The organism is Parageobacillus toebii NBRC 107807, from assembly GCF_003688615.2.
Classification (GTDB): domain Bacteria; phylum Bacillota; class Bacilli; order Bacillales; family Anoxybacillaceae; genus Parageobacillus_B; species Parageobacillus_B toebii.
The window spans coordinates 2,055,092-2,073,163 of record NZ_CP049703.1 but is presented as its reverse complement, the minus strand read 5'-3'; the positions used below and the strand labels follow the sequence as shown (position 1 = coordinate 2,073,163).

15 protein-coding genes and 1 pseudogene are annotated in these 18,072 nt (G+C 42.2%); 1 reads left to right on the top strand and 15 read right to left on the bottom strand.

Features of this window, described 5'->3' with window-relative positions:
• Position 1 precedes the first annotated feature (1 nt).
• The 8 genes from DER53_RS10700 to DER53_RS10665 form a co-directional block, all read right to left on the bottom strand.
• Positions 2-1,078: a CaiB/BaiF CoA transferase family protein gene (locus tag DER53_RS10700; protein WP_062753289.1), complete on the bottom strand. Its 1,077-nt coding sequence runs from the start codon at positions 1,076-1,078 to the stop codon at positions 2-4.
• Positions 1,079-1,093: 15 nt separating this feature from the next.
• A complete protein-coding gene (locus tag DER53_RS10695; RefSeq protein ID WP_062753290.1) occupies positions 1,094-2,239 on the bottom strand; it encodes an acyl-CoA dehydrogenase family protein in 1,146 nt (381 codons plus the stop codon).
• 15 nt (positions 2,240-2,254) lie between these two features.
• Positions 2,255-3,814, bottom strand: a complete 1,560-nt coding sequence (locus DER53_RS10690; protein WP_062753292.1) for a fatty acid--CoA ligase — start codon at positions 3,812-3,814, stop codon at positions 2,255-2,257.
• 200 nt (positions 3,815-4,014) lie between these two features.
• Positions 4,015-4,947 (bottom strand): stage V sporulation protein K, encoded by a 933-nt coding sequence (gene spoVK / locus DER53_RS10685; RefSeq protein WP_015863549.1) that lies wholly within the window; start codon positions 4,945-4,947, stop codon positions 4,015-4,017.
• Between the two features lie 279 nt (positions 4,948-5,226).
• Entirely contained in the window at positions 5,227-5,451 is a 225-nt protein-coding gene (gene hfq / locus DER53_RS10680) for an RNA chaperone Hfq (RefSeq protein ID WP_062753294.1), read from the bottom strand.
• A gap of 34 nt (positions 5,452-5,485) precedes the next feature.
• Complete coding sequence (gene miaA / locus DER53_RS10675; protein WP_062753620.1) at positions 5,486-6,433, bottom strand: tRNA (adenosine(37)-N6)-dimethylallyltransferase MiaA; 948 nt, start codon at positions 6,431-6,433, stop codon at positions 5,486-5,488.
• Between the two features lie 151 nt (positions 6,434-6,584).
• Positions 6,585-8,273, bottom strand: coding sequence for a methyl-accepting chemotaxis protein (locus tag DER53_RS10670; RefSeq protein WP_062753295.1), 1,689 nt, complete (start codon positions 8,271-8,273; stop codon positions 6,585-6,587).
• A gap of 97 nt (positions 8,274-8,370) precedes the next feature.
• Positions 8,371-9,723, bottom strand: a complete 1,353-nt coding sequence (locus tag DER53_RS10665; RefSeq protein ID WP_062753297.1) for an MDR family MFS transporter — start codon at positions 9,721-9,723, stop codon at positions 8,371-8,373.
• Positions 9,724-9,949: 226 nt separating this feature from the next.
• On the opposite strand from DER53_RS10665, the gene DER53_RS10660 reads away from it, so the two are divergent.
• Positions 9,950-11,464 (top strand): glycine betaine uptake BCCT transporter, encoded by a 1,515-nt coding sequence (locus DER53_RS10660; RefSeq protein WP_062753299.1) that lies wholly within the window; start codon positions 9,950-9,952, stop codon positions 11,462-11,464.
• A 49-nt stretch (positions 11,465-11,513) separates the two neighbouring features.
• Here DER53_RS10660 and DER53_RS10655 read toward each other — a convergent pair whose 3' ends face one another.
• The 7 genes and pseudogenes from DER53_RS10655 to DER53_RS10620 form a co-directional block, all read right to left on the bottom strand.
• On the bottom strand, positions 11,514-11,744 hold the full coding sequence (locus tag DER53_RS10655) for a hypothetical protein (protein ID WP_041269619.1): 231 nt from the start codon (positions 11,742-11,744) through the stop codon (positions 11,514-11,516).
• Between the two features lie 54 nt (positions 11,745-11,798).
• Positions 11,799-11,984: pseudogene (locus tag DER53_RS10650) on the bottom strand (bactofilin); the annotation flags it as partial.
• A 132-nt stretch (positions 11,985-12,116) separates the two neighbouring features.
• The gene (locus DER53_RS10645) at positions 12,117-12,503 is read right to left on the bottom strand and encodes a hypothetical protein (RefSeq protein ID WP_244319548.1); all 387 of its coding nucleotides are present in this window, start codon (positions 12,501-12,503) and stop codon (positions 12,117-12,119) included.
• A 244-nt stretch (positions 12,504-12,747) separates the two neighbouring features.
• The gene (locus DER53_RS10640; RefSeq protein WP_062753301.1) at positions 12,748-13,764 is read right to left on the bottom strand and encodes a C40 family peptidase; all 1,017 of its coding nucleotides are present in this window, start codon (positions 13,762-13,764) and stop codon (positions 12,748-12,750) included.
• 302 nt (positions 13,765-14,066) lie between these two features.
• Positions 14,067-15,890 (bottom strand): APC family permease, encoded by a 1,824-nt coding sequence (locus DER53_RS10635; RefSeq protein ID WP_062753303.1) that lies wholly within the window; start codon positions 15,888-15,890, stop codon positions 14,067-14,069.
• Positions 15,891-16,310: 420 nt separating this feature from the next.
• Positions 16,311-16,625 (bottom strand): hypothetical protein, encoded by a 315-nt coding sequence (locus tag DER53_RS10630; RefSeq protein ID WP_062753305.1) that lies wholly within the window; start codon positions 16,623-16,625, stop codon positions 16,311-16,313.
• 519 nt (positions 16,626-17,144) lie between these two features.
• Positions 17,145-18,029: a YitT family protein gene (locus tag DER53_RS10620; protein WP_062753307.1), complete on the bottom strand. Its 885-nt coding sequence runs from the start codon at positions 18,027-18,029 to the stop codon at positions 17,145-17,147.
• Between the last annotated feature and the right edge of the window lie 43 nt (positions 18,030-18,072).

The following is an 18,072-nucleotide window of genomic DNA, read 5'->3' as shown; positions in this document are numbered from 1 at the left end:
ATCACTCCTTTTTTCGTAATTGGCCGCCATGTTCATTCAGTGACGGCGCCTTTTTTCGTTTTTGTAATAATGTTTCGTCATAACGGGTCGCCACTTCTATGCGCCGGCCGGCAATATGAATCATCTTCCGGTAGCTGTCGCCCGCAAATAATGCTTTTGCTTCATCTGTTTCCAACACAGGAGCAAGGCAGCAATCTACCGTTTGGCTAAATTCGATCCATTCTTGAAGCGTTTTCGTTTGAAATAAGCGCACAATTTCTAGAAAAATTGGATTTTCTTCTTTTGCGGGCGAATAATGATACGAGATCCATTCTGGCTTTTCGACAGCATGGCAAAAGTTTTCCCAAAATTTTTTCTCAAGCGCCGCAAGGCTCACATATCGCCCATCTTTCGTTTCATACAAGTGGTAACAAACGATCGTGCCGGCAAGCACATCGATGCCGTTTTTTCTCCCTGTATCATGCTCGATGACAAAATGATTCGTCATCATCGAAAGCAATCCATCGACTAACGAAAGGTCAATATACGTTCCTTTTCCGGTTCGTTCACGGTGATATAACGCGGCGACGATTTGTTCGACAGCATGGATGCTCCCGATCAAATCGGCAAGCGTAACCGCCGGATGAACAGGGCGCCCTTCTTTATCTTTTAGCTGCGCCAACACGCCGGTAATCGCCATATAATTTAAATCGTGGCTTCCAAGTAAACTATACTTGCTCTGTTGACCGAAGCCGCTAATCGAACAGTAAATGATCGTTTCGTTGATTGCAGAGACATCTTCATAACTTAAACCAAGCCGTTTCATCACTCCCGGACGGAAGCTTTCGATGATGACATCGGCCTTTTGGATCAGCTGTTTTGCCGTCTGTAAATCTTTTTCGTTTTTTAAGTCAAGGGCGATGCTTTTTTTGCCTGCATTGTTTGCGCGAAACACACACTCCTCCGAAAGTGAACGCATCATATCTCCCGTTTTCGGTTCAATTTTGATGACTTCTGCTCCTAAATCAGCCAAACGCAGGCTGGCGAATGGACCGGGAAGGTAGTGGGAAAAATCGATGACCGTTACTCCGTCTAACACATCGTCACCTTCTTTCTATAAATCTAAGGTTCTTGCAATAATCGTTTTCATCATTTCATTCGTCCCAGCGTAAATCGCGCTGACCGGAATATCTCGGTAGCGTCTGGCAATCTCGTATTCTTCCATATACCCATAGCCGCCATGCAACTGCATGCTTTCTGCAGCGATTCGTTTCGCCATTTCCGTAATCCACCATTTCGCCATCGAAACATGTGTCACCACATTCTTCCCTTGCATATGCTCTTCAATGACACGGTCGACAAACGTCCGGCCAATGGCAATTTCCGTTGCCATTTCGGCAAGTCGGAATTGGACGGTTTGAAACTCGCTAATTCGTTTTCCAAATGCGGACCGCTGCTTTACGTACTGCTTTGTCAATTCAAACATTACTTCCGCTGCCGTTTGCGCGGCAATCGCCACAACAAGCCGCTCTTGCTGCAGTTTTTCCATTAAGTAATAGAATCCTTTTCCCTCTTCTCCAAGCAAGTTTTCTTTTGGCACTTTTGCGTCATTAAAAAACAATTCTGCCGTATCTTGTGCGTGCAGCCCGACTTTGTCAAGCTTTCGTCCGCGCGTAAATCCTGGGGTATCGCGCTCAACAACAAGAAGGCTGATACCTTTATAGGGTGGTTGGGCATTTGGATTCGTTTTGCAGGCAACGACGACTAAATCGGCATGAATGCCGTTTGTAATAAACGTTTTTTGACCGTTGACAATATAGTAATCCCCATCTTTGATTGCCGTTGTGGAAATCCCAGCCAAATCCGACCCCGCTCCCGGCTCGGTCATCGCGATCGCGGTAATGATTTCACCGGATACGCATTTCGGAAGCCACTTTCGTTTTTGTTCTTCCGTACCGTAAGAAGCAAGATACGGAACGACAATATCATTATGCAAGCCGATGCCGACCATGCTCGCCCCAACTTTTTCTAACTCCTCGTTGATCACTACCGAATACGCAAAATCAGCGTTGAAACCGCCGTATTCCTCATCAACCCACGGGCAGAGAAATCCGTTTTCTCCCATTTTCGTCCAAAACGAACGGGGAATGATTCCTTTCTTTTCCCATTCGGAATAGTATGGATATGCTTCTTTTTCTAAAAACTTGCGAAACGCATCACGGAAAATGTGATGTTCTTCGCGTAAATATGCGGCTGTCATCACATCCCCTCGCTTTCAGCTTTTGGCAGCGTTTTTCACTTGCTCGCGGAGCAAAAACTTTTGGATTTTCCCGCTTGCGTTTCTCGGCAGTGCATCGACAAAATAATATGCGCGCGGCCGCTTGTAAGGAGCAAGACGATCGCTAGTTTTGCAAAATTGCTCCAAGTCCTCCTCCGTCACATTCGGATCTTTCTTTACAACAAACGCAACAACTTTTTCTCCCCATATTTCATCCGGCTCGCCGACAACAGCAACATCGAGCACGCCAGGGTGTTCGTATAGCACATCTTCGACTTCACGCGGGTAAACGTTTTCCCCGCCGCTGATAACCATGTCATCGACACGGTCCGCGACATACAAATACCCCTCTTCATCCATATATCCTAAATCGCCGGAATGATACCAGCCTTTATACATCGCCTTTGCAGTCGCTTCCTCCCGATTGTAATAGCCGACCATCATACACGGCCCTCTCATAATAATTTCGCCGACTTCTCCCGGCGGAAGCACGTCATCCGGGTCGGACGGGCCATCTTCCCGCGGCTTGACGATACGAACTTCATGATTTAGGCAGGCGCGCCCGGCAGAACCGGCTTTTGTCAACTGTTCATCTTCGAGCAAAAACGTCACCGCCGGCCCCATTTCCGTCATGCCGTACGCTTGAATAAGATCAATGCCCAACCGTTCTTTACATTCCTTGACAAGAACAGGAGCCATTGGGGCGGCGCCGTACAATCCGAGGCGAAGCGATGATAAATCGTAAGCTCTAAGATTCTCTTGCAAAAGCATATTCCACATCGTCGGTGCGGCGAACAACAACGTAATTTTTTCTTGTTCAATCGTTTTTAATACCAGCTTCGGATCAAAATGATGAAGAATGATATTCGCGGCACCCGCGTGAACGCGCGGCAAAAAGCAGCAATGCAGCTCCGCACAATGAAACATCGGTGCGCTGACAAGCCCACGGTCCGCATCGCGAATGCGCATGACCGCATTACAAATCATGCTTTGTTCAATCATATCGCGATGGCGGTGCAGCACTCCTTTTGGTCTGCCGGTTGTTCCGCTCGTATACATCATCGCGTAAATGTCACTTTCGAACACTTCAATCGATGGAGCTGTTGTTTGCGCATTGCTGACCAGAGCGTGGTAGTTGGCGGCATAAGACGGCGTATCATCATCGATGTACCAAAACAAAATGTGCGGGAACTCATGATGAATGCTTGCAATTTGCGGTTCGACCGCTTTTTCAAACAACACGACTTTCGGCGTCGCATCTTCTAAAATGTAAGCGATTTCTCTTGACTTCAAACGAAAATTAATCGGGTTGAAAATCGCGCCAATTTTCGCGCAGGCAAAAAATGCAGTGCCAAGCTCCAATGTGTTGAATAAAACGGTCGATACACGGTCCCCTTTTTGAACACCAGCTTCTAAAAGCGCGTTCGCAAGACGATGCACTTCTTTTTCCCACTGTTCGTACGTATAGCGTCGTCCCTTCGCCATATCGACAACCGCTTCTTTTTTCGGAAATTTCCGCACCGTCTGGGCAAACACTTCTCCAATCGTCATGTACAAGCGCCATACCCCCTTTATCGTTCTAAAGTATCTTTATTATCTTACTGAATTAATAGTAAGAATATACATAATGAAATAAATATACTAACTATTCAGAAAATTAATGATCCACTTGCCTTACTTAATTTCTATTCTACATATTATAAAAAACTCCTTCATTTTGCATAAAAAAAGAAAGGGGAGATACTCCCCTTTCTTGCTTACGAACCAACTATAAGATCCCGATCGCGGATCAGCATTAGTTCCTTTTTATCATATCGCCCTTCACGCAACAGGCGCACCGCCTGTTTGCGAATTGCTTTTTCAATCAAGTTGCGCACGTAGCGCCCGTTGCTGAATTTTCCGCGATGTTTATCCTCCAACACTTCTTCGATATGATAATATAGTTTTCGTTCCGCTTCCGGTGTAAATTCGTATTCCCGTTCATGCAACATCTGTTTTGCGATTTTCACTAGTTCATCGACCGTATAATCAGGGAATTCGATGGTCAATGGAAAGCGGGAAGGCAAACCTGGATTTAATGATAAAAAATAGTCCATCTCTTTCGGATACCCTGCTAAAATGACCACTAAATCATCACAATAATCTTCCATTCCCTTTACAAGAGTGTCGATTGCCTCTTTTCCGAAATCTTTTTCTCCGCCGCGGGCAAGCGAGTACGCTTCATCGATAAACAAAATGCCGCCGCGCGCCTTTTTAATTAAATCTCTCGTCTTGTTTGCTGTATGTCCGATATATTCTCCGACTAAATCGGCCCGTTCTGCCTCAATAAAATGCCCTTTCGAAAGAACGTTCATTTCAAAAAACAGTTTTCCCAATAAACGTGCTACCGTCGTTTTTCCTGTGCCGGGATTTCCTTTAAAAATCATATGAAGCGCTTGTTTATTCGATTTTAACCCATTTTCTTTGCGAACTTTGTTAATATATAGCCACGCATAAATTTCTTTAATGATTTTTTTTACATGATCAAGGCCGATAAGTTGATCAAGTTCTTTTTGAATATCTTTTAATATGTGATGTTCTTCATAATTAATAAAATCATTCCGATCTTCTTTGACTAGATGATTAATATTTTTCGAATTGAGCACAATATTAATTTGACCTTTTGCCTTGTTCATTGTTAATTCAGACAATGGAGCGTCACCTCACCTCACCATTTTCATGGCTACCTTTTTTGTCGCCTCGTTCTTTATCAGTATACGTTCATCATCACCAATTCGTGACAATCGCCCAAATGAAAGAAACCAAGCGACAACATCTGCTAACGATTGTCTATTTTTGCGATTTCCGAAGAAATAAAAGTTTGTATATTTTATTCAGCACGGTCGATTTTTACGCGTAAAAAAGTGCCCGTCTAAAAAGGCGGGCACTTCGCTGTTCGCGTTGTTATCCAAAAATTTTAGACACGCCGATTATTCTGTTTCAAACTGAACGTTTTTTTCCGGCGCGAACGTAGAAATCGCATGCTTATAAATAAGCTGCTGCTTTCCTTGGACTTCCAACAAAACGGTAAAATTGTCAAACCCTTTGATGTAACCCTTTAGCTGATAGCCATTTAGCAAAAATACGGTGACTTGTGTTCCATCTTTGCGCAACTGATTTAAAAACTGGTCTTGAATGTTAATGGAATTTTTCATGAGACGTCCTCCTCTTTTTCTCTCTACCTAATTTTTATATATTCGCTTCTAATTGAAGCTTTCCTGCTATGTACTGAAAAATTTCCTCCGCTTTCTCATCAAACTTTGCTGCATCCGTCATATCAAACCATTGAACAGGCATTTGATTGCGAAACCATGTCAGCTGGCGTTTCGCATAGCGGCGTGAATTTTGTTTTAGCCGCTCAATCGCTTCTTCTAAGGAAACGCGCCCATCAAAATAGTCATACAGCTCTTTATAACCAATCGCTTGGACGGATTGGCAATCGCGAATGCCACGGTCGTATAATGCTTTCGCTTCTTCCAGAAGCCCTTCGGCAATCATTTGATCTACCCGTTCATTAATACGACGATATAACTGTTCGCGTTTCATCGTTAGCCCGATAATTGCCACATCATAAAGAAGTTTTTTCGTTTGCCCGCGCTGCCATTCCGTCATCGTCTTGCCTGTGCAATGATATATTTCTAGTGCGCGGATGACGCGGCGAATGTTGCGCGGATGAATTCGCGCCGCGCTTTCCGGATCAATGGCACTAAGCATCTCATAAAGAACCATTTCTCCTTTGTCCTCGGCGATCTGTCGCAAATGACGACGATACGCTTCATCGGAAGGGGCGTCCGAAAAACGGTAATCATAAATGACGGATTGAATGTAAAGCCCTGTACCACCAACAATCATCGGCAGACACCCACGCCCGGAAATTTCGTGAATAAGCGAGCGGGCAATTTGTTGAAATTCGACAACGGAAAACGATTCCCACGGTTCTTTAATGTCAAGCAAATGATGCGGAATCCCTTCCATTTCCTCCGGTTTAATTTTTGCTGTTCCGATATCCATTCCTTTATAAATTTGCATCGAATCCCCGCTGATGATTTCCCCATTTAACCGCTTGGCTAAAGCGATGCTTAGTTTTGTTTTTCCTACAGCGGTCGGTCCAATGATGACGACAAGCTTCTCTCCCATTTGCAATTCCACTACTTTCTTCCATCAGTAATATATACATTTATTTATTATATCCAAATGGACAAAAGATTTACATATAGAAAAAATTTAATGTGTTAGTCGGTCCGGTAAAACGTTTCAAAAATAAAACGAACGTCGTTATGGACGTTCATTACATGTTGAATCGTTTTAAAAGTGATTTTACGTCTTCCGCCATTTTCGATAAGGAAGCGGCAGAAGCAGAAATTTCCTCCATGGAAGCGAGTTGTTCTTCTGTTGCGGCGGATACTTCTTGGGTTCCAGACGCGGCAGATTCAGCAATTTGCGTCACTAGCTGCATCGATTGCACTACTTGTTCCGCAGCGGCTGACATTTGTTGAACAGAAGCAGAAACATCTTGAATGTGTGCCGCGACTTCGTGGACAGCTGTTTGAATTTGTTGAAATGCTTCACCAGAAGTGCGGATGGCTCCAGTACCAGTTTCTACTTCTTTCAGTACTGTCTCCATCGATCGAACCGCCTCATTTGTTTCCTCTTGAATCGTCGCGATTAATGAAGCAATTTGTTGCGCCGACTGTGCGGATTGTTCCGCCAATTTCCGAACTTCATCAGCCACCACAGCAAATCCTCGTCCATGTTCGCCCGCCCGTGCCGCTTCAATTGCTGCATTCAACGCTAAAAGATTCGTCTGATCGGCAATTCCACTGATCACTTCGATAATTTTTCCGATTTGCTCGGATCGGTTTCCTAATCCTTTCACAATCCCAGCAAGGCGTTCAACGGTGTCATTTACTGTATTCATTTGCGCAACAGCTGTTTGAATCGTTTTTCCGCCTTCTGATGCTCTTTCCGACGTTTGCATCGCAATTTTCGACACGTTTTGGGCACGCTCGGAAATTTGCTGAATTCCTTCAGACATTTGATCGATCGTTTCCGATGTTTCTTCTACGCTCTGCACTTGCTTTTCCACACCTGCAGCAACATTTTGAATCGTTAATGCAATTTGTTCTGTCGCCTTGCTCGTCTGTTCCGCACTCGCCGTCAATTGTTCGGAAGACGCCGCAACTTGTTCGGCATTCATCGCTACTTGCTCTAATACATCACGTAAATTTTTCGTCATTTGGTTAAAAGATGCCGCCAGTTCCCCGATTTCATCGCGGTTGCGAATTATAACTTTCTCCCCAGTCAAATCACCATCGGCGATTCGTTTTGCGGCTTCCGAAAGAGTGCGGAGCGGACGAGAAAGATTGAGGCTCATGTAAATGGTAAGGAGGTTGCCAATAGCGAGCGCAATGACTCCGATAATAATCATCCATACTTTAATGGATGCCGCTTTTGACGTTGCATCCTTGTCAGCCTGATTCATATCTTTTTGTTGGATTTCCACTAGTTGTTGTGCCGCTTCATCAAATTGTGTAGTAATATCCCTTCCTGTTGTAATTAACTGTGTATAAGCCTCCACATTATTTTCCTGTTTTAATTGAAACGTTTTTTGCCCTAGTTCGTAAAACTGTTGTTCCAGCTCATTCAATCGTGCTAGCAACTCTTTTGTTTCCGCCTTTGTCAACGTTTTCTCCAGTTTATTGCTTAGTTTTTCATATTCATCGTGCGCTTTCGTAAAGTTTGTCAATGACGCTTGGTCGCCGGTAAGCAAATAACCGCGCATGCTCCCTTGCTCGCGCCGGATCAGAACTTCTAGCTGTTTAACATCGATAAGATTGGAAACTTTATCATTTAAAAGATGCGTATAACTAGCATTAATAGTAGAAATCTGATAATAAGCAATGCCAACGAGTGCGATTAACAGCATATATACGGCGGCAAATACTGCATACAATTTTTTTCGGACTGTCATCTTCATCATCTGATCCCCCCGTTTATTCACATCTAACAACCCATCTACAAAAAAGAAGGAAATGACCCTCCCTTCTTTATTATCGGTATATCATGTTAAATATTTAGGCCATTTCCCCGGAACGAAGCAAATTATTTTTTTTCTGTTCCGACTCATCACGAATGAAAAACGATGTGAATAAAGCCACAATGCTGCCGATAAATCCAAATAAAAACAGATGATGGATGCCAGTCATAAAATCAGCCGCTTTCGTTAAAAAGGCGCCCATAATCGTTACACCAATGGCTGTGCCGATGTTGCGGCAAAACATGAAAAATGAAGTCGCGATTCCCTTTTCATGCGCATCGGCAAGCTGCTGCGAGCCGATGACACCGACAGTAGATGTCAATCCAAACGACAGCCCTTGAATGAACATGGCAAAAAAGACATACAAAAATCCGTGGCTTTCATTTAAAAGTGCTAGCAGCAGTCCAGAAAGCACAAGAAGAACGTTTCCGATAATCAATAACATGCGATACCCATAGCGCAAAATCCATTTTCCCGCCGGCACCGCCACAATCATCCAACCAATCGACATGCCTAAAAGGGCGACACCGCTTGCAAACACCGATTGATGGGCGATATTTTGCAAAAATAGCGGAATGTAGCTAGACGTGCCAAATAAAGCGACACAGCTGACAAATCCGTTCATGTTCATCCATTTTAACGTTTTATGCTGCACGAGCGTCAATGGAACAAGCGGAGACGTTTGCTTTTTTTCATATAAGTAAAAAATAACTAATAACACAACGCCAATGCCGACATACATCCAATGGTTGCTTTCGGCTACCGTCGTCAATAGAAAAAGGCTGATCGCGGCCGCAAATAGTACCGCTCCAATATAGTCAATCACCGCCCGTTTTGGTTCGTACACTTCTTTATATGGCAATAGTGTGAGCAAGGAAAGCAAGCAAATCGGGATATTCACATAAAAAATCCAGCGCCATGATGCGTATTCGACAAACAAGGTTCCTAACATTGGCGCGAGAACTGCGGAAATCCCCCACATTGCCGTAAAAAACGCTTGAATTTTTCCGCGCTTTTCAATTGGAAATAAATCCCCAGCAATAATGGCAGGAAAAGGCATCATAAAACCGGCGCCAATCCCTTGCAGCGCGCGGAATACAACAAGCTGGACCATATTTTGCGACATCCCGCAAAGAAGAGAACCGATTAGAAATAAAATAATGCCGAAGCTAAATACTTTCTTTCTCCCAAATATGTCGGAAAGTCTCCCGGCGATTGGAGAAAGAACGGTTGTCGTGATCATGTAGGAAGCAAACGACCACGCGTAAAGAGAAAATCCTCCAAGTTCTTTGGCAATGATCGGCATCGTCGTATTCATGATCGTTGTATCCATCGATGCCACGAGCATCGCGAGCACAATGCTTACCATTACGGATATTCTGTTATTCACTATTGTCTATCCTCCTTTTTATCTGCCATGAATATTTTATTTTACATGACATAACCGTTTCCCTACAAAAAAAATGCTTGTCTCCTGTTAATAAAAGCAAATCCATTGCCATTTCTGTATTTTTTCGTTACCATAGAAATGGAAAACTTTTTTCTTTCCTTCTCCGGCACCCGAAAACGCTAACACGATCCTCATCGGCACATACTAATACTAAAGGAGGAATTAGATGAAAAAAACAACAAGCGTGTTTTATTTTTCAATAGCAATTGCTATTTTATTTATTTTTTGGGGAGTGATTCCTGCCAATAAACTGCCCGACTATAACTTAGGTGCTGTTAGTACAGCAATGCATTCCTTTTTAATTGATAAATTCGGCTGGTTTTATTTATTGGCAGCAACGACATTTCTTGCCTTTGGTTTGTTCTTAATTTTTTCTAAATACGGAAATATTCGTCTTGGCGGAGACAATGAAAAGCCAGAGTATAGCAACATCACATGGTTTGCGATGTTGTTTAGTGCCGGTATGGGAATCGGGTTAGTGTTTTGGGGGGTGGCTGAACCAGTTTCCCACTATTATGCGCCACCTGCCGGAGAAGGAGAAACGCCGGAAGCAGCCCGCATGGCGATGCGATATGCCTTTTTTCATTGGGGGATTCATCCGTGGGCGATTTATTGTGTAATTGCTCTAGCGCTTGCGTATTTCCAATTCCGCAAAAAAGAACCTGGGATTATTAGCCGTGTATTGCGGCCAATATTTGGCGATAAAATAAATGGCGCTGTCGGCGTCGCGATTGATACGCTCTCTGTATACGCAACGATCTTTGGTGTTGCAACTTCGTTAGGGCTTGGAGCAATTCAAATTGCCGGAGGATTATCACATTTATTTCCATCCATACCAAACAACTTTACAACTCAATTATTGATCATTATCGTTGTTACGTTTTTATTTATGCTTTCCGCGCAAACAGGATTGAATAAAGGAATTAAAATATTGAGTGACATAAACATCATTCTTGCCGTCCTGCTGATGTTTTTTTTGCTTTTTGTTGGCCCGACGAATTTTATTATGGATGTGTTTACAACGACGATTGGTTCCTATTTGCAAAACTTGCCGTCCATGAGTTTCCGGTTGGCGCCGTTTGAACAAAGCGACTGGCCCAAATCGTGGACAATATTTTATTGGGCATGGTGGATTGCGTGGGCGCCGTTTGTTGGAACGTTCATCGCCCGCATCTCAAAAGGTCGTACCATACGTGAATTTATGATCGGTGTGTTAGCCGTTCCGACCGTATTTAGTGCCTTATGGTTTTCTGTCTTTGGCGGTTCGGCGTTATATCTAGAACGGTTTCAACATATCAGCATCATCGATGTCATTAACGAAAAAGGGATGGAATCAGCACTGTTTTTCACACTGCAGCAATTCCCATTTGGCACTATTTTGTCGGGATTAGCTATTTTATTAATTTGTACATTTTTCGTCACATCAGCCGATTCCGCTACGTTCGTTCTCGGTATGCAAACAACAAAAGGAATGTTGAATCCGCCAAATTCGGTAAAATTTATTTGGGGAATCGTTCAATCAGCAGCAGCTGCTATCTTGCTTTGGACAGGCGGCTTAGAAGCACTGCAAACCGCATCAATCATCGCTGCGTTTCCGTTTGCGATCATTATGATTTTGATCGTCATCTCATTAATTCGTTCGTTTCAAAAAGAACCGATTGCCAAAAAAGAGTATAAATAAAAAGCGGATGCCGTGTATTGTCGGCATTCGCTTTTTCATTACACGAAATTTATTCCTTCCCGACCTGCACCTTGCCGCTTTGTGCGGCATGCATCGATGCGAACCGATCGTTTGGCATGAAAAAGACGAACAGAAGTGTCAGCGCTGCGGGAATTAGGCTCCATAAGAACGTATGCGCGATGGAAGAAGCCAACGCGGCCGTTATTTTTTCGAGTATAGACGCTGGGATATGGGCGCGCGCTTCCGGCGAAAGAATCGCATGAAGGGCATGAATGCTCATGGACGGAACCCTGTTTGCCATTCCGTGAAACGCTTCTTTTAATCGATCCGTAAATTATGATCTTCTTTTTGCTTTCACGGTCGCTTTTTCGTCTTGGTGAAAGCTTGTGTGATACTCAACAAGATCAATGTTGCAGCCTGGACCAATGATGATGCGGTCGCCTCTGACAATTTTGGCGTCGGTGTGTTCTAAATAAATGCCATCCCCTTCAATCGTTTCCACTTTTAACTTTGCCGAATCAAGTGAGCGCGGATCCGTTTACCGTTAAATAGCGCATATCTCCTCATGGTTTTTTCCCTCCTTCACACTTTTTGATAAGCACCGACTTTCGCCCCTGGATTACATTGAAACTCACCTTGATATTCCACGACTTCAATGTCGCATCCAGGACCGATCGTCACCCGGTTGCCTCTGACTGCTTTTGCGTTCGTATGCTCTAAATAAATTTCCGATGCTTTCAGCGGTCAAGCCGACAGGAAAGAGCAGTTTCTTCAGCCATGTCCTTCCCGGCTGTTTGACTTCGATGCGCTCCCCGCCGATTTCTTTTGCTTGGCAATGTCCAAAAAGCTTTATTTGAATAGTCCCCGCATTTAATAAGCCGCCGACGGAAAACTCCCCTCTCGCTTGAAATTGTTCCGCGTCACAGCCCCCTTTAATGACTGCCTCTCCATGAATATACACTTCGTCCGCCGATAAATTCCCGTCTACATTTGCGCTCCCATGACAATCAAATTGTTTGTTTTGCAGATTTGAAAACAAGTTTGCAGGACTATCTTAAGCATAAAGTTTATTTCACCAGCGGACAGGGGGAGCGCAAGAAAACCGACTAAGATGTCGGCCTTTTTTATCTGTTTACTTGCCGCATTCGTGATTGAGATAACATCACATTCGTGTGAGAACTTTATGGAACGAACGAGGGCGCTTGTTGAATAAGACTGACAAAAAAGAGGCTGACTCAAAAGTCGCTGAATCGACTTTTTGAAGTCAGCCTCTTTTTCATAGATTAATTGATTACACGGACTGCCTTCACAAAACGTTCTTGCCAATAAGAAGAACCGATCGATGCATAAGAAACGCCTTTAGAAGTTGAAGCATTTAACATTTGGCCGTTACCCGCATAAATTCCAACGTGATTGATCGTTCCATCGAAGTCTGTATCAAAGAAGACTAAATCTCCTTTTTGAAGCTGATTGAAAGAAACCGTCGTGCCTGCTTGTGATTGTGCTGTCGAAGTGCGTGGCAAAGAAATTCCAGCTTCACCAAACACCCGCATAGTAAAAGATGAGCAATCAAATGCATCTGTGCGAGATGGGCTGGCACCATATAAATATTTAGCGCCTAAATATTTTTCACCAATTTGAATGACTCGATCAGCCAAAGAAGAATTCACAGCTTTTGTGCTATTGGAAGGAGTGGTAGACATCGAACCCGGGGAAGATTTAGAAATTTTTTGATTGGAAGATTGAGCAGGAGCTTTTTCTCCAGCAACTTTAATAGATTGTCCCGCTCGAATAAAATTAGGATTTGTAATTTCCGGGTTTAAAGCGAGCAATGAACGAACTGGTGTATGAAACATTTTAGCGATGCCAGAAAGAGTATCTCCTTCTTTAACGATGTAATAACCGCTAGCACCTGATTCCTTAGTAGAAGGAACTGAAGCTGATCCTGACAAACGAATAGTTTGGCCTGTCTTAATAAAATTTGGATTAGAAATTTCGGGATTCATCTTTAATAACGCAGCAACAGTCGTATTAAATTGCTTTGCAATTTTACTTAAGGTGTCGCCAGCCTTCACTACATATGTATCTTCACTTTCGTTAACTTTTAATATTTGGCCAGGGAAAATAAAATCAGAAGTTAAATGATTCATTTGTTTTAATGTTTCTACAGTAGTGTTGTATTTTTTCGATATTCCCCAAAGCGTATCGCCTTTTTGGACAGTATAAGTACTAGCGAAAGCAGTTTGGCCCGCTAATAAAGAACTTATGATTGTACCTGTAAGAATAAATGATTTTTTCATTTTGCGCTCCCCCACAGATGTATTTTTGGTATTCGTTTCTATGACGTCAATCATTATATTTAAAAAAAGTTGCTAATCTATAACAAAAAGAATAAGAAGTGGTTACAAATCTATTACAGTTACATTACAGGTTAAAAATATCATTTTGTTTTCAGTATCTTTTTCCTAGTAATTATTATTTTTGGATTAAATAGAAGTTTTATCATTTTAACCAAGAATACTTCCGTCTCTGAACGAAGCCATTAATAAAAACGGGGATGATCATTCAGCAATCATCCCCGCATGCAATCGAATATGAACTTCTACTTATAAAGCCGATAAGGAACTGTGGAGACAATCACATTTTTCTTATATAGAAGGTACAATCTCAACAAAACGCTGGATTGGTTATGCAAAAAGTTATGCCACCCTTTTTTCGGTATAAATTGAGGAATCAAAACCGTTACTGTATAATTTCTTTCCTCTGCCTTGCTTTCAATCGTATCCACTAGCTTGGAAATTGGCGTGATAAGATCGCGATAATAAGAAATTAGTGTAACAAGGCGAACGTCTGGCCTCCATTTCTTCCATTTCTCTTCCATTCGAAGCATGCTTTCCCGGTCAAATCCCACATATACAGCCAATACATAATCCCCAATGGCTTGGGCGTAATTTAACGATTGCTCTACTACCTTTGTGATTCCCGCAACAGGTACAATGACGACATTTCCTTCTATTTTATCCGGAATCTCATTTGGATTGACCCGCAGTTGTTCAGCCACAGCATCATAGTGCTTATGGATTCGGTGAAAAACAAATACGATTATCGGAAGAAATACAAGCACAGACCATACTTGAGCAAATTTTGTGATAAAGAAAATGCACAGTACAGTTAGTGTAATGATCGCTCCCAGCAAGTTCACAAGCAGCTTCGGGACCCACCCCGCCGGTTTTTCGCGCACCCATTTGACAATCATTCCTGTTTGCGACAAAGTGAAAGGAATGAATACGCCAACCGCATACAAAGGAATGAGCTGTTCCGTTTGCCCTTTAAAAACGATAATCAGCAAAATAGAAGCAAGACCAAGCGTGATGATTCCATTTGAATATCCTAAGCGGTCGCCGCGGATAAGATACATTCTTGGCATATATTTATCGGATGCCAGATTATATGCCAGCAGCGGAAATGCGGAAAACCCGGTATTTGCAGCCAAGACTAAAATAAGGGCAGTTGTTCCTTGGATAAAGTAATACATAAAGCCTCTTCCAAACACTTCGGAAGCGAGTTGGGAGACAACCGTCTCTTCCGCTTTCGGAGCAATTCCATACCAGTATGCTAAAAAAGTGACTCCTACAAATAGAAAAGCGAGAATGAACCCCATCATCACTAACGTTTTAGCAGCGTTTTTTGCCGCCGGTTCCTTGAAATTTGGAACGGCGTTGGAGATCGCTTCTACCCCTGTCAACGCAGAGCAACCAGATGCAAACGCCCGAAGCAACAAGAATAATGTAATTCCAGGCACCGCAGTACCGATCGGCGTATGTAAGGTAGACGGTGCTTGTCCATTTATAATATGAAAAATCCCAACAATAATGAGAATTACGAGCGCCAACACAAACAAATAAACGGGATATGCCAAAACGGAAGCGGATTCGGTTACGCCTCTCAGATTAAGAATAGTGATAAACACAACCAGTGCGACAGCAATTCCTACTGTGTGTTGATGCAAAACTGGAAACGCGGATGTAATGGCATCCGTTCCTGCAGACAAGCTTACTGCCACGGTTAGAATATAGTCGACCAATAAAGAGCCTCCAGCAATGAGCCCCGGATTTATGCCTAGGTTCGTTTTGGAAACGACGTAAGCCCCTCCTCCATGCGGATAAGAGTAAATGATTTGGCGATACGATAAAATAAGCGCCACCAATAGAATAAGAACTCCAATCGCAATAGGAATGGAATACCAAAATGCAATAGCTCCAATCGACGCAAGAACAAGCAAAATCTGTTCCGTACCGTACGCAACCGAAGATAGAGCATCAGAAGATAAGACAGCCAATGCCTTTAATTTGTCCAGCTTTTGTTCTCCTAGTTCGGTTGATTTCAACGGTCTGCCAATTAAAAATCGTTTTAACGACGAAAACATATATGCACCACCAGTATGTAGAATTTCCATAAGAATATTATCATTTTTCTCAGAAAATGAATAGCCTTGGCTTCATTATTTTCGATCATCTATAGAACGATGGTAGATTACTTAAATTAGTAAATTAAGATAACTGGAAGGCTCTCCCCAGTAAATATTTGGATCATTTTCGTCCTGCATATATCCTGTTTAATAGATTCTAAATATTCTCTCGGGGAAGAGCCTTTAGCAATTTCTTGAAACTTAATTTTTCTCATCCTGTTCCCTCCTCGGAAACAAAATGGTCATTTTGTTTCCTTATCCATATCAACTGGCTGATTTACAATGATTTTTATCTGCCCATCCATATGGCCAAACCAGCTTTCTCCTGTGTAGTTCTTACAACAAATTTTTATCGTGGCTTTCACTTTGAATGACGAATCAACCTACTTTGCCGCTTTTTTGTCCTTTCAACTGTTCGAGCAACTGTTTACACCATTCAAAATCTTTGGTCGCCAACGCCAAATCCATCAATGTATCAAAATCCTCTTTCGTCATCGGTGACTTACTTTTGGCCGGGATTAATTCCCCTATCGAGCAACTTTTTCGCCTTTTTAATCGTTTTCCTTTGCGGTCTTGTATAAATTCGACAACACAATAAGAATCAACCACTCGATCAACATAACCCAATGCACCCTCTAATTGATATTCATCCCCTGCATAATAAACCCAATCGCCGATTTTTAATTTTTCCATACTTATCACCCTTAATTAACAAAAAATTGCTATTATGTTTTTTCTTTCATATATTTTCCAACAACATTTAATAAAACACGAAATGACTGAATAATATCCAGTGATGGATCGCTTGCTTCACCATTTTTTATCCATACAAATATTTTTGCCTTTTCAAGTTTGCCATAATACTCTTCACTAAGTTTGGACTTATTCTTTTTTAGCCAGTTTATTCAGAAAACTCCATTTCGTTCGCTCCTTTATAAAACTCCATGCTTTATCCTAAAAATAAAAGCGCCGCCCCGATCGGAGCGACGCCCTGCTTCAAACAAAATATCCACTAAAAGTCTGCCGTTTTTCTACCAATTAACAAGAAGCTTTAATATAGCCTTTTATCTACTTAATGACTCGCTTAGCACCTATATATCGGTCTTTCCAATATTTATCACTCATTTTAACAACTTTTACACCTTTTGATGTTGCACCAATAAACGTACCGTTTCCGTAATTTTGTTCGATTATAATTTAGAAAAAGACACCTTAATGAATATCTCTTTTCTTAAAACGTCCACCGCGTACTTCAGCCATATCTGCTATAGCTAAAAAAGCATTTGGGTCATTTTCTTCGACAATTTCTTTAAGTTTGGCCTCCTCAAGACGGGTAATCACACAAAATATCACTTTTTTACCGTCACCAGAGAATGCTCCTTCTCCGCTTAAATATGTAACACCTCGCCCTAATCGGTTCATGATAGCATTCCCAATGGCTACAGGAATATCACTAATAATCCATGCCGACTTCGATTCATCTAATCCTTTAATGACAACATCAATCGTTTTAAAAGCAATCGCATAGGCTAAAATTGAATACATTGCTCTATCCCAAGTGTAAACAAACCCAGCAGCACCAAGAATAAAAATATTAAAAAACATGATGATCTCGCCAACAGAGAAAGGGAGTTTTTTGTTTATGAGTATAGCGAGTATTTCTGTGCCATCCAAAGCGCCGCCATAACGAATGACAAGACCTACGCCCGTACCTAGAATCATTCCGCCAAAAATGGTAGCTAATAAAAGGTCGTCTGTGAAGGCTGGAATAGGATGAAACAGAGAAGTAAAAATGGATAAAACGATAATCCCAAACAATGAGGAGATAGCAAAAGTTTTTCCAATTTGTTTATAACCCATAAAAAAGAACGGAAGGTTTAAAAGAAAAATAAAAATTCCAAGACGAAAACCCGTAATATGTGAAAGCATAATTGAAATGCCTGTTATGCCTCCATCGATAATGTTATTAGGGACTAAAAAGATTTCAAGTCCTACTGCCATTAAAACAGCCCCGATGAAAATAGCAGTTGCTCTTTTAGCGATTTTAGCTTTAGATAACCGTTGATGTTGAATCTGCACCTTGCTCAATTCAGTCATGTTTTTCCTCCTTTTTCTATAAAATGGATCTGTACATTTTTTT